General features: G+C 35.6%; 10 protein-coding genes. 2 read left to right on the top strand and 8 right to left on the bottom strand.

Going from position 1 to position 14,321, the window contains the following annotated elements; all coding sequences use genetic code 11:
- Positions 1-201 precede the first annotated feature (201 nt).
- Entirely contained in the window at positions 202-942 is a 741-nt protein-coding gene (locus tag R2Q16_RS20210; protein WP_231464519.1) for a LytR/AlgR family response regulator transcription factor, read from the bottom strand.
- A gap of 351 nt (positions 943-1,293) precedes the next feature.
- Here R2Q16_RS20210 and R2Q16_RS20205 point away from each other — a divergent pair, with 351 nt between their 5' ends.
- Positions 1,294-1,791, top strand: coding sequence for a type I restriction endonuclease (locus tag R2Q16_RS20205; RefSeq protein ID WP_316739848.1), 498 nt, complete (start codon positions 1,294-1,296; stop codon positions 1,789-1,791).
- Between the two features lie 66 nt (positions 1,792-1,857).
- Here the strand turns inward: R2Q16_RS20205 and htpG are convergent, their stop codons facing one another.
- From htpG to R2Q16_RS20175, 6 genes are all read right to left on the bottom strand, one after another.
- Positions 1,858-3,744, bottom strand: coding sequence for a molecular chaperone HtpG (gene htpG, locus R2Q16_RS20200; protein ID WP_410478175.1), 1,887 nt, complete (start codon positions 3,742-3,744; stop codon positions 1,858-1,860).
- A gap of 384 nt (positions 3,745-4,128) precedes the next feature.
- A complete protein-coding gene (locus tag R2Q16_RS20195; RefSeq protein ID WP_316739847.1) occupies positions 4,129-4,518 on the bottom strand; it encodes a PleD family two-component system response regulator in 390 nt (129 codons plus the stop codon).
- Positions 4,519-4,611: 93 nt separating this feature from the next.
- On the bottom strand, positions 4,612-5,475 hold the full coding sequence (locus R2Q16_RS20190; protein ID WP_316739846.1) for an N-acetylglucosamine kinase: 864 nt from the start codon (positions 5,473-5,475) through the stop codon (positions 4,612-4,614).
- A 17-nt stretch (positions 5,476-5,492) separates the two neighbouring features.
- On the bottom strand, positions 5,493-6,803 hold the full coding sequence (locus tag R2Q16_RS20185) for a TolC family protein (RefSeq protein WP_316739845.1): 1,311 nt from the start codon (positions 6,801-6,803) through the stop codon (positions 5,493-5,495).
- Positions 6,804-6,808: 5 nt separating this feature from the next.
- Positions 6,809-9,922, bottom strand: coding sequence for an efflux RND transporter permease subunit (locus R2Q16_RS20180; RefSeq protein WP_316739843.1), 3,114 nt, complete (start codon positions 9,920-9,922; stop codon positions 6,809-6,811).
- Positions 9,923-9,924: 2 nt separating this feature from the next.
- Positions 9,925-11,013 (bottom strand): efflux RND transporter periplasmic adaptor subunit, encoded by a 1,089-nt coding sequence (locus R2Q16_RS20175; protein WP_316739842.1) that lies wholly within the window; start codon positions 11,011-11,013, stop codon positions 9,925-9,927.
- A 374-nt stretch (positions 11,014-11,387) separates the two neighbouring features.
- On the opposite strand from R2Q16_RS20175, the gene R2Q16_RS20170 reads away from it, so the two are divergent.
- Complete coding sequence (locus R2Q16_RS20170) at positions 11,388-13,217, top strand: M61 family metallopeptidase (protein WP_316739841.1); 1,830 nt, start codon at positions 11,388-11,390, stop codon at positions 13,215-13,217.
- 384 nt (positions 13,218-13,601) lie between these two features.
- Here the strand turns inward: R2Q16_RS20170 and R2Q16_RS20165 are convergent, their stop codons facing one another.
- Positions 13,602-14,063 carry a hypothetical protein gene (locus R2Q16_RS20165; RefSeq protein ID WP_316739840.1) on the bottom strand — a complete coding sequence of 154 codons (462 nt, stop codon included), beginning with the start codon at positions 14,061-14,063 and terminating at the stop codon, positions 13,602-13,604.
- Positions 14,064-14,321 lie beyond the last annotated feature (258 nt).

Below are 14,321 nucleotides of genomic sequence, written 5' to 3'. Positions count from 1 at the left end.
TAAATAATTTTTTCAGAATTATTTGAAATGTTAAAAAAAAATAATAAATAGCAGTATGAAATTTAATAATAGTAAGAAGCTCAGAAAAAATGTAGCATTTGTTTACAAAAATGTAAAAAGTGTATCGGGCTTCAGCACAGATCCAACTGCAAACACGATTCTAATGACGAATCAATCCCTTTCAAATCTGCTTTAGTTATTTTAACTTCTCCCAGATTTTAATAAACTACTTTGTATATAGGCGAAAAAAGCTTCTTTATAGCCTTCCCCAATCTGAATCATCTCATTATTTACTAATCTTATAATGTTGCCATCAACCTTCTTAATGGCCGCCTTAGCAACGATATTAGATTTATTTACACGTATAAACGCGTGATTCTCCAAAGCCTTTTCTATTTCCTTTAAAGTTAGATATGTAGTGTTTGTTTCGGTTTTTGTAATAATTTGAATATAGTTTTGCAAAGCCCTGATGTACAAAATATCATCGATCAAAATATTTGAGAATGCATATTTGTGATCTCCTTTAATGTAAAGCGCAGCAACCTGTTCGGTTTCTTTTGCCGCATTTTTAGCATTATTAGCTTCTTTTTTCAAAATTCTATCAATTCCAAGGGCAAACTTTGCGAATGAAATCGGTTTCAGTAAATACTGATCGGATTGAACATCAAATGCCTGTAATGCATAATCGGGATGCGCAGTAGTAAAAATTAAATATTTTGCCTTTTCACGAATATTTTTAGCTAATTCCAGTCCATTGATACCTGGCATATCAATATCCATAAATAAAAGGTCAATCTCATCACCAACACTAATCTCTGTCAAAGCCTGCACTGGGCTGGTAAAAGTTTTAAAAACCGTTAAGCCAGGCATTTCAGCTATGTGGTCAGTTAGAACCTCGATAGCATGCTGCTCATCGTCAATAACAACGCATTTTAAATTCATGATGTTTTACAAAGTGTGTTTGGAATGATTTGAACGCAAGGTAGCTAAAAAAAAAATTTCTTCATATAGCTCATCTGAAAATCTTTTTTGAGCTTTTACACAGGTAATTATGGTTTTGATGTAAAATTCTGGGTAGTTCATGTAAAAAAATAATAGCTTTTCCTTGTTTTTTTAATCTTTAAGAAGTTTGCCAAAAACGAATAATTGGTAGAGACCCTATTTCTATCAATTAACAACATTTACCTATCCCTTGTTCTGTATAGCCTGTAGAAATTTATTTTTAAAGGCCATACAAACTTTGGGAATAATGCAAAGAAAGAAGAAAAACATATTACCTAAAAAATTTTTAACATGGAACTTAAAGACGAAATCGGTGAATTTGCCGTAAGAATTAAGAAAATGCTCCCACAAGTTCAAACTGAGGATTTGACTAGAAATGCATTGGTTATGCCGTTTATTCAAATTTTAGGTTACGATGTATTTAATCCTTCTGAAGTTCAATCGGAAGCGGTTGTAGATTTCGGTGTTAAAAAAAGTAAAAAGGTTGATTACACCATTATGAAAGATGGTGAGCCAACTATTTTGGTTGAATGCAAGCACCATGAAGATAATTTAGATATTAACGACTCACGTTTATCTAAATATTTCCGTAAAACGAAAGCAAAATATGGTTTGCTCACTAACGGTTTAGATTATCGTTTTTATACTGAAAAGATGGTTAAGAGCAAGAAAAATCAAGAGCCATTATTCGAGTTTAACATCAAGGATATGAAGGCCGCAACTATTGCAAAGCTTTTAGAAGAGCATAAAGATTACTTCAACGTTAATAAAGAAAATATTGCTGTATAATATAAAAGCCCCGAACATTTGGGGCTTTTATTATGAAAGAGAAACCCGAAAGTTTCTCTTTTTTTATTAAATTAACTCAACGCTTCTACTAACAAATGCTGTTAATTCTGCACCTGTTAACATGCCTTGAGCCAATAAAGCTAAATCTATCGCTTGCTTAGCCAAATTGCTTTGCTCTTCGCCTTCTGCTTTTAAAATTTTGCTTACTAATTTGTGATTTCCGTTGATGGCAACTTTGTAGCTATCCGGCACCTGACCATAAAAACCCATTCCGCCACCCATTGCAGCCATGTCTTTCATGCGTCGCATAAATTCGTCCATGGTAATGGTTACTGGCAGCTCATCAGGATTTAAAGCAACAACTTCAACCTGCATACCAGCTTTTGTAATTGCTTTTTCAAAAATTGTAGTTACTTCTTTAACCTGGTCTTCGCTTAAAACGTGTTCGTTAACTTCATCTTTTTCAATTAACTTATCTGCAACGCTAGAATCAACACGTTTAATAGACGTTTTCTCTAACTTTTGCTCCAGTTGATTAATGAAGTGATTATCAATTGGAGAATCCAACACTAAAACATCATAATCTTTTTTATTGGCCGATTGGATGAAAGCATCTTGTTTTGAAGCATCATTTGAATACAGATAAACAACCGTTCCGTTTTTATCGGTTTGTAATGGTGCAACTTTATCTTTGTACTCGTTTAAAGTAAACAGTTCACTTTTTGTATTACCAACTAAAGCAAAATCTTTTGCTTTATCATAGAATTTTTCCTCACTAATCATTCCGTATTTCACAAAAAGACCAATATCTTTCCATTTATCTTCGAATGATTTACGGTCTTTAGCAAATAACTCGGCTAATTTATCAGCAACTTTTTTGGTGATGTAGTTGTTGATTTTCTTAACATTACTATCTGCTTGTAAGAAACTACGAGACACGTTTAACGGAATATCAGGAGAATCGATAACACCGTGTAGCAACATTAAAAATTCCGGAACGATGTCTTTTACTTCATCTGTAATAAATACCTGACGAGAGTAAAGCTTGATTTTGTTGCGTTGCATTTCAAAGTCGTTTTTCAACTTAGGGAAATACAATACACCGGTTAAATTAAATGGATAATCAACATTTAGGTGAATCCAAAATAAAGGTTCTTCGCTGAATGGGTATAATTCACGGTAGAAATTTAAATAATCCTCATCTGACAAATCTGCAGGAGCTTTAGTCCAAATTGGATTTGTTGTGTTGATGATGTTATCAACCTCTACGTCTTTATATTTTTTCTTGCCTTCTTCATCTTCCCCGTCTTCAACAGATTCAGTTTTTGTTCCAAATTGAATTGGTACAGGTAAGAATTTAGCGTATTTATCTAAAATTTCCTGAAGTTTTGATTCTTCTAAAAACTCCTCAGAATCTTTATTAACGTGAAGAATTATATCTGTACCACGAGTGGTTTTTGTACCCTCAGTTATCTCAAATTCTGTGCTACCATCGCAAACCCAACGAGCTGGTTCAGCTCCATCCTGAAACGATAACGTTTGAATTTCTACTAAATCGGCCACCATAAAAGCCGAATAAAAACCTAAACCAAATTTACCAATGATTTCGTTTGCATCTTTAGCATCTTTAAATTTCTCAACAAACTCGCTCGCACCAGAAAAGGCAACCTGATTGATGTATTTTTTAATTTCTTCGGCAGTCATACCCAAACCGTTATCGCTAATGGTAATGGTTTTAGCTTCCTTATCTACTGCAACTTTTACTAAAGGTTGTCCAACTTCGCCATTAAATTGACCTAATGAACCTAACCTTTTAATTTTTTGAACCGCATCAACTGCGTTAGAAACTAATTCGCGAAGAAAAATTTCATTATCTGAGTATAAAAATTTCTTAATTATTGGGAAAATATTTTCGGTATGTATCGATATATTTCCTTTTTCCTGAATGCTCATATGTAAATAAATTGTTTAATCTATTTGCTAACCTAACAAGCGTTGTTCCAAATTGGTTTATTTGCCAAATTGACAGAGGGAGAAAAGTTGAATTTTAAATATATGGAAAGCACTATCCATTAATGGTTAGTCCCACCTGCCTACCGCAGGCAGGCTTTTCGTTACAATCTTTTTGGAGCTCCTGTCATTCTGAGGAACGAAGAATCTGTTTCATCGGTTGCAGATGCTTCGTGCCTCAGCACGACAGTATATTTACGGTTGCTGCAAACAAAAAGTATTTACACTTCAATCGGGTTTAAATTGAAAATTCCATGCTAATTTAAAAATTTTAGAGCATAAAAAAGCCGGCATAAATCCGGCGGTATTAATTTTTTGAGGAATATTTTAATTTAATAGATATTTTTCGTCTTGTTCTAACGATAAAATCTTGCTTATTTTCTTCATTAGTACATCCATTTGAAACGGTTTTGAAAGAAAATCATCCTGACCGTAATTCAAAGTTGTGAAATCTTTAGGATCGTACAATCCAGAAATTAAAAGAATGGGAATTTTTGAAGTGCTATCAATTGATTTAAGTTGCTCGCACAAAACACGTCCATCGATATGACCAAGCGAAATATCCAATAATATTAAATCAGGCTTAAAACTTTCAATTCTATTAAAAATTTCTTCGCCATCAAGAAGCGCCGAAACTTTAAATCCACCTATTTCTAATATTAGCTGTATGGTTTCTAAAACCTCAACGTCATCATCAACTACCAGTATTCTCTTCATGTTATTATTGCATTAAACGCTTTTGTAATTATAACAAAATGTTTATTGTTATGTTTACAATCTTTTAAGATTTTGTTAATACCAAAGGTAGCGTTAGTTTACTGCTTTAGTAATACCTTCTTTGTTTAAAATGTAATTAAAAAGGTCTTCAATTGGTTTCTGTAAAATTTTGCCGGTTTCTATTCCATTTTCAGCAAGTACGCTTTTTAATGTGTTTTGGTAGTAATAGGCAATTGAACCAACAAAGTGGCATGGGAGAGATTTATAATTGGGATAATCTTTAACATTAGTGTCAACAAATTCCTGAAATCCTTTTTTCAAAATCTCCTGAATAAAAGGATGTTCCTGGTTATCGGCCATAAACCTGCTGAAACCCGCCAAATAAATATTTGCGAAAGGTTTTTGATAAATATTGGTAATGATTTGCTCTTTTTCTACCGGAAAAGCTTTCTCAAATTCCAGACGTAAATCAGTTGGCATTTTTTTATAAAGGTAGCTTAACAATACCTTCTTACCGAAAAAAGTACCCGAACCTTCATCACCTAAAACATAACCTAAGCCGTGGTGACCATCATGTATTTTTTTACCATCAAAATAACAAATATTTGAACCGGTACCTAAAATACAATTTAAGCCTTCCGTATCGCCACAAGTAGCATAAACGGAACCTAACAAATCATGTTCAACAGAAATAAAGGCATTTTTAAAAATTGCGGATAAGCCATTTGAAACGACCTCGTGCTTATCTGGAGAAGAACAACCAGCGCCAAAGAAATAAATTTCGCTTACATTATCCACCAATGGTGCAATTACCTCATTTTTTGAAATGATAGTTGTGATTTCCTGCTCATTTAAAAAGTAAGGATTAATACCCTGCGTATTAAACTTAATTACTTCACCATTAAAATAACCCATCCAATCTGTTTTAGAGGAGCCGCTGTCTGCAACAAGTATCATGGCAATAAATATAAAAATTAATTAGTTAAATCTATATTTCCGGTAATCTCTTTTAATATTGTTTCTGCAATTTTAGCTTGAAATTCCATTTCTATTAAACGATTTTGAGTATCAATCGAATTTCTTTGGGCTTCTCGCAACTCTAATGGCGGAATACTGCCGAGTTTATATTTAGCTAATGTAATTTCAAGATTTTCTTTAGCAATATCAACATTTTTTTGCTCGAGCTTAACCAAATCTAAATAGGTTGCATAGTTTTGATATGCGGTAAGCAGTTGCGAACTAACATCGAGCTTGGTTTTGCTTAAATTAAGTGTAGAGTTTTCTATCTCAATCTTTGCATTTCTTTCTTGTTGCCGTTGTAAAAAACCATTAAAAATATTTAAGCTTGCCGTTACACCGTAAGTAAAACCGTTGGCTGCAAATTTCTGGTTAAACCCTGTTGGGCTGGTGCTATTTGTTCTACTATAACCTGAATTTAGGCTAACCACCGGGTATCTGGCACCTTTTATCGATTTTAAGTTTAAGGATGCTACCCTTTGATTAATAAAAGCATTTTGAACATTAGGATTTTGCTTCTCAGCAAGTTCAGCGAGTTTGCTGTAAACCAAAGTTTGGTCGATGTTTACATCATTGCTTGCGTTAAAAGCCAAATTTACATTTCTAACCATAATTTGGTTTAGCCTAACCTTTGCCACTTGTAAAGCGTTTAATTGCTGCAAATAGTTGGAAGTATCTGCGTTATAATCAACCTGCGCAGTAAGTACATCTAATTTAGAACCTCTACCTAATTGAAGTTTTGTTTTGGCAATTTGCTCCCTAAATACTGAAACATCAATCGCACTGTCTGCCGCAACAACCAGTTTTTGCTGCCTTACAACATCATAATAAGCAGTTATAACGTCAGCAATAGTTGTTAAAATTGTTAAGCGGGCATTTAGTTCCCCTTGTTTTTCAAGTTCTTTTAGTCTATCGTAGTTTGCAAACATGGTAAAACCATCAAAAACTGTCCAGTTTAAATCTGCACCAATATCATTGTTGGTGCTTCTTGCTCCGGTAATAACCCTATCTGGTCCGGTTGCTGGCGTTTGGCGTGTATTTTGAATACTTCCGCCATTTGAATAAGTTGCCGTTACATTTGGCAACATGCCTGCATTACCAATGTTTGCGTTGTTTTTTGCAATGTTTATATTGTTTTTGCTGATTTTAATATCGTAATTGTTTTGCATTGCAATTGTAATTGCATCTTGCAAGGTGAGCATTTCCTGCGCCTTCGCGAAAGACACCATGCTCAATAACAACACAAATAGATTTATCTTTTTAATCATCTTATTTATTTTGATGCGGCCTCCAAAGCTTCGTGTTCAAAACGTTCTGCTTCTTTTAAATCTTTATTCGGTTTGTAAGGTTTTGCCCAATATGAATATATCGCAGGGATAACAAATAGGGTTAAAACCAATGAAAACATCGTACCGCCAACAATTACAGTACCCATGCTCATTCTACTTTTCGCAGCAGCACCCAAAGCCATTGCAATTGGTAATGCGCCGATGGCAATGGCCAAACTGGTCATTAAGATTGGGCGTAAACGCGAAACTGAAGCTTCACGGATGGCTTCGGGAATTGGAATGCCTCTTTCTTTTAACTGATTTGCAAATTCAACGATTAAAATACCGTTTTTAGTTACCAAACCGATTAACATAATCGTTCCAATCTGGCTAAAGATATTCCAGCTTTGTCCGCATAACCACAGGGATAAAAACGCACCCGCAACAGCCATCGGTACCGTAAGAATGATAATAATCGGGTCCTTAAAACTCTCAAACTGTGCTGAAAGAATTAAATAAACCAAAAGTAAAGCTAAGCCAAAGGCGAAAAATGTATTCGACGAACTTTCTTTAAAATCTCTCGATTCTCCACTTAAATCAGTAGAAAAGGTTTCATCTAAAACCTTCGCTGCAATCTCATCCATTGCATCGATACCTTCGCCAATACTTTTCCCTGGTGCTAAACCAGCCGAAACTGTTGCCGAAATGAAGCGGTTATTTCTATATAATTGCGGCGGACTGCTTTCTTCCTTCGCAGTAACCAGATTATCAAGTTGTATAAGTTCTCCTTTATCGTTCCTTACATATACCGAGCTTAAATCCAAAGGGTCTGCACGGTCGGCTCTATCAAACTGACCAATTACCTGATACTGCTTACCATTCATAAAGAAATACGAAAAGCGTTGCCCGCTTAAGCCAAGGTTTAAAGTTTGCGCAATGGCCGAAATGGAAACGCCAAGGTTTTTTGCCTTATCTCTATCAATAGTTAAATTAATCTCAGGCTTATTAAATTTTAGGTTAACATCCGAAACGGTAAAGGTTGGGTTTTTTGCCACCTCATCCATAAACAAAGGCACTTTCTCTCTAAGTTTTTCAAAGTTTTGCGCCTGGATAATGTAACTTACTGGTAAGCCACCTCTTCTACCAACAGAAATTGTTGGTTGCTGGTTTACAATAGTTTTACCTTCACTGTATTTTTTAGTGATTTTCGTTAGCATATCGGCAATTTCTTTCTGCGTACGCGTTCTATCACCTGGGTCTACCAAACCCATCCTAACGAAACCAGAGTTTGTAGCACCAGCACCACCAAAACCAGGAGAGGTGATGGTAATGTTTACATTTTTTTCCGGAACGGAATCAATTACCATCTGATTAATTTTCATGATGAATTTATCAGTGTAGGTAAAGGATGCGCCCTCTGGAGTAGAAACATTAATGTTTATCGCACTCCTATCGTCGTAAGGAGCAGTTTCTTTTGGTAAAACTTTCCAGAAAAGGAAAATCATGCCCATACAAATCAAAATTATCGGTGCAGCCAACCATCTCTTATCTAAAAATTTATTCAGATTCGATTCATAGGCATCGTTCAACTTAACAAAATACGGCTCGGTCCAATTGTAAAACTTTGATGGCTTATGCCCGCCTTTTTTCATCAGGTAAGCATTTAACATTGGCGTTAAGGTTAAGGAAACAAAGGCCGAAACCAAAACCGCTGCACCAATTACTACACCGAACTCCCTAAATAGCCTGCCCACAAATCCTTGTAAGAAAATTACCGGAAGAAATACTGCCGCAAGCGTAATCGAAATGGAAATTACAGCGAAAAAGATTTCATTCGAGCCTTTAATTGCTGCCTCAAATGGCGACATGCCTTCTTCAACCTTCTTAAAAATGTTTTCTGTTACCACGATACCATCATCTACCACCAAACCTGTTGCCAGAACAATGGCCAGTAAGCTCAATACGTTTATCGAAAATCCGAAAGCGTACATGATGAAGAAGGTAAAAATTAAGGAAACAGGAATATCAATTAATGGCCTGAATGCAATTCCCCAATCTCTAAAGAAAAGGTAAATAATCAAAATTACAAGCACTAAGGATAAACCAATGGTTTCGGCAACTTCAGTTACCGAACGCTTAATGAAAAGTGTGGTATCAAGAGCCACTTTCAGCTTAATATCTTGTGGGATATCTGCTTTTAATTTATCAAAACGCTTATAAAATTCTTTACTGATATCAAGATAATTTGCCCCGGGCTGCGGAATAATCGCAACGGCAACCATTGGTTTGCCTGATTCGCGTAAGATGGTTTCCTCATTCTCCGGACCCAAAACTACATTTCCAACATCTTTAAGCTTAACAACCTGATTACTGTCTGACTTTAAAATTAAGTTATTGAACTGTTCCTCATTAACCAATTTCCCCAAGGTTTTAACGGTAAGTTCGGTTGTTGCTCCGGTGATTTTTCCTGATGGTAATTCTACGTTTTCGTTATCAAGTGCGGTAACAATATCTTGCGATGTTAATCCGTAGGCACTAAGTTTATTCGGGTCCATCCAAATACGCATGGCATATTTTCTTTGCCCTTGAATTTGCACACTACTAACTCCAGGGATGGTTTGAATCCTATCTGCAATTACATTTTCAGCAAAATCACTCAGTTCTAAAGTATTTCGCTTATCACTCTGAATCGTCATTGATAAAATCGGATCAGAGTTCGCATCAGCTTTGCTTACAATTGGTAATCCATCAATATCTCTCGGTAAATTTCTTGCCGCCTGCGAAACTTTATCACGTACGTCGTTTGTAGCTTCCTCAATGTTTTTATCAAGGTTAAACTCTACCGTAATATTACTCGTTCCCTGGTTACTTGAAGATGAAATATTTCGAATACCATCAATTGAATTGATTGATTTTTCTAACGGCTCGGTAATCTGCGATTCTATAATATCCGAATTTGCTCCAGGATATGATGTTCTAACCGAAACAACTGTAGGGTCGATAGATGGATACTCTCTAACACCTAAAAAGTTATAACCGATTACCCCGAAGAGGACAATCAGGAGATTCATTACTATGGCCAATACCGGCCTCTTAATACTCGTGGTCGAAATGCTCATATTTAATCTTTTGCCAGACGAACTTTAACCGGTGAACCTTTCTTTAAAGACATAGAACCAGTAGTTAAAACGGTATCACCAACTTTTAAACCCGAAGTAATTACAATATTTTCATCTGTGCGTGTTCCGGCTTCAACACTTACCTCCTCAGCTTTTCCATCCTTTTGGATGTAAACAATTTTTCCTTTTAAAACCGGAATAATTGCCTCATTTGGCACTAAAATCGCATCCTGTAATGTGTTTAAAGCCAATTTTATTTTAGCAAAAGAACCAGGAAGTAATTTGTTTTCGTTGTTTTGTGCCAAGGCTCTGATTTGTAAAGTACGCGTTGCTGCATTTATGCCCGGTTCAATTGCATAAATTTTTCCAATGTTAACAGTTGGCGAACCATCTGTAGTGAAAGAAATACCATTACCAATTTTTACCTGTCCAGCATATTTTTCTGGTACCGAGAAAGTAACTTTTACCGGATTTGTACTGACCAGGTTTGCAATTACGGTTGCAGGGGTTAAATAAGTTCCTGATGAAATGCTTCTTAAACCAATTCTTCCGCTAAAAGGTGCTCTGATTGTTGTTTTAGCAAGTTGTGCACGAATAAGTTGGGATTGGGCTTGTAAAGATTTTAGATCTGCCAGAGCAGTATCATACTCTTCCTGACTGATTGCACCTTTTTCTAAAAGTTGTTTTGCCCTGTTTTCGTTCGTTCCAGAGAGTTTTTGTTTGGTTAAGGCTTCTTGCAATTGTGCCTGTATATCTCTGTCGTTTATTTTGACCAAAACGCTGCCCTTTGAAACATTAGAGCCTTCAGTGAAATAAATCCCGGTAACTAAACCCGAAACTTCACTTTTCAATACAACTGATTCATTTGCCTCAATTGCGCCTGTGATTTCTAAATCGCTGTCAAACTTAGATTGCTTAACTACAATTCCTTCAACAGCTGTTGGAGGGGCCGAATTTCCATCCTTGCCACCTTTACCGGGGCCAGAAGTTGCACCCTTGCCTTCTAATTTTTTATTTGCACTAATTCGATAGTAAACCAGATATGCTAAACCCAGCGCTAAAATCGCGTAAAAAATATACCTTTTCTTCATGTTCATTTGTGTTTCGCCTTCTAAATCTTCGTTAGTTGAATTTATTTAGAAAGCAGAGCGTAAAAATATCTAATTAGTTCTTCCTAAAAATGTTGTATTAAGGATGTTACAGCATGTACATTTAAACATAAAATTAACTTGGTTAGGTATAATCATCGTTTCTGATTTTTAAGGGTTGAGGCAAATCACGCTTACCACATTAATTATCGACAGCAAATTATCTGTCGGGTTTAAATAATCACAATTATTTTACAAGGCAGGAATTAAAATTTCTAAATCGATTTGTGGTAAACCACAATTATTTTACGCCAGTATTTGTAATTTAATTTTAATCCACCGGCATAAAATATAAATTTGCGACAAAACAAATCAATATGTTTATCAAAAAGTCAATTTTAAATTTAGTTTTAATACTATCAGTGGTTATGGGAGCGAAGGCACAAGTAAAAATAGGTTTTGAGGTTTCCTTTAAAGAGCCACAAGCACATTATGCCGAAGTTCAAATGAATATTTCGGGCTTGGCAAAAGATTATGTTGATGTTAAAATGCCAGTTTGGACCCCAGGTTCTTACTTGGTTCGTGAGTTTGAAAAAAGTGTTGAAGGATTTACGGCATCAGCTTCTGGTAAAACTTTAAAAGTTCAAAAGGTTAGAAAAAATACCTGGAGGGTTTATTCGGCTAAAGCAAATAACATTAAAATAAACTATCGTGTTTATGCTTTCGAAATTTCGGTTCGTACACCATTCATTGATGAATCTCATGCATTTTTATCGCCAACAGGAATTTTTATGCATCCTGATGGAATGATTAAATCGCCAAGTACAGTGAAAATTATTCCTTTTAATACCTGGAGTAAAGTTTCTACGGGTTTAACACCCGTTGCTGGTCAACAATTTACTTACACCGCTCCTGATTTTGATTGGTTGTATGATAGTCCGATTGAAGTTGGTAATCAGGATACATTTGAATTTATGGCTTCTGGCGTTCGACATGAAGTTGCTATGTACGGTGGCGGAAACTACGATAAGGAAAAACTAAAAGTGGATATGGCTAAAATTGTTGAGCAAGCTACAGCAGTTTATGGTGAAAATCCGAACAAATATTATTTATTTATTGTACATAATTTTAACCGCGGCGGCGGAGGTTTGGAACACTTAAACTCCACAACTTTAGGTGCAACCAGAAATGCTTACAACACGGCAGCGGGTTATAAAGGCTTTTTAAGTTTGGTTGCGCACGAATATCATCACTTATGGAATGTAAAACGCTTACGCCCGGTAGCTTTAGGACCATTTGATTACGATAACGAAAACTACACCACCAATTTATGGATTGCTGAAGGTTTTACCTCGTATTACGAAAACAAATATATTTTGAGAGCTGGTTTTGAAGACCCGAATGGATTTGTAAATGGTTTGGCCGCGGCAACTGCAACGGTTTTAAATACGCCGGGTGCAAAAGTTCAGTCTGCAGCATCATCAAGTTACGATGCGTGGATTATCGGCTATCGTCCGAATGAAAACTCAAAAAACAGTGCAATTTCTTACTACAGTAAAGGCGAAGTTGTTGGTATTTTGATGGATTTAGAAATCATCAACGCAACAAAAGGTGCCAAAAGTTTAGATGATGTAATGAAGGCGATGTATCTTCAATGCAAAACTTTGAAAAGAGGTTATACCGATGCAGAGTTTAAGGCAATGGTTGAGAAAATTTCAGGCATCAGCTTTACTAATTTCTGGGAAAAATATGTTAACGGCGTAGTAGATGCTGAATATGTAAAGTATTTCGGATATGCAGGTGTTAATGTATCGACAGAAAATGCTACACCAGATAAACCTGTTACAGGTGCTGCCGCACAATTAATAAATGATGGCTTAGCAATCACAAGCACTACAAGAGGCTCAGCTGCTTGGGATGCAGGTTTAAATGTTAACGATGTAATCATTTCACTTGATGATGTTACCGTTGGCGATGCATTATCAAATATCAAATTACGCACTCCGGCAGTTTCGTTAGAATCTTTGCCTTTAGTTGCAAAAAAGAATATTGGCGATACTCTAAAACTTAAAGTTAAACGCGATGGAATTGATAAGGAAATTTCTTTAACCTTAAAAGCAAATCCAAGTGTTCGTTTAAAAGCAACAATTGCCGAAAACGCTACAGCAGCCCAAAAAGCTGTTTTGAAAAAGTGGATGGGAATATAATCAGAAAATTAACCTGCCTGATATTGGCAGAAATTTATGCAAAAAGCATCGGCGTTAAAATTTGCCGATGCTTTTTGCTTTACACTTGTTTTCCTTTTGACTTATTTTTCCTCTTGAATGAGATACAACAATATCGTAATTAGCGTGTGAAAAGTCCGTATTCTAGTTTGTGGTGCATCGAGAAAATCCTGAAAGCTTCCCAATACATTCCAAACGCTGTCCCGAAGGTTTCCCGAACACTTCCCGAAGAGAACCCGATGCTTTCCCGAAGAGTTCCCGAAGAAGTGTCGAAGCGCTGTCGAATAAATCAGTAAAGAGCAGACAATAAAAAATCCTGTTAGGAAATACCTAACAGGATTTTTTTAAATTAATTCTATTCTAATCTTAGAAAGTAAATCTTAAGCCTAAGCCAAATCTAGCTGCTTCAAAGTTAACACCATCATTAAAGCCCATTACTGGTCTCCAGTCAAATGATGCAGCTAATGGAGCCTTACCAATTTTGTAATCAAGTCCAGCTAAAGGTCTTAAGTAAAATTCAGAATCATTTCTGTATAATGCAACACCAGGACCAACACCTGCATACCACTTCAAGCCACTTGCACCTTGAATTGGAGCGTGGTACTCATAAAGTGCCTGAATAAATGTTACGCCACTTGCAAATAATACATCAGCTTCACCTACGTTGTTTTCTGTAAAAAAGTGTTTAATATGAGGTCCTACCAAAGTACTTCCATCTCCAAAATCGATCGCAAGACCAACACCAGTTTTGTAATTTTGTGCTTTAACCGTTGATGTTGTAAGAGCAAATAACGCAATGCATCCTAAAATTGTAAATAACTTTTTCATAACAGAGTTTTAATTATTAAATGTTTTTTTTAAGTATTTTACTCCTAACAACTATAATGCCGTTTATGTTTTCTAAGTAAAAATTATAATAGGTAAAAACAATGCTTGCATAGTAAATTTGTAATTGCTAAGTTTATTCCAACAATTTGTGCCTCAAATTCGTTTTAGTCTATACAGGAATATAATTGTGGTTTTACTACTTGAAATCCATTGTCCTTTTGAGGTGAAATTTTTAACTTAACCAAATAATAAAATCAT

The organism is Pedobacter aquatilis (assembly GCF_032678425.1).
Lineage (GTDB): Bacteria > Bacteroidota > Bacteroidia > Sphingobacteriales > Sphingobacteriaceae > Pedobacter > Pedobacter aquatilis_B.
Note: the sequence above shows the minus strand (reverse complement) of the source record. Positions and strands in the feature narration are given on the sequence as shown.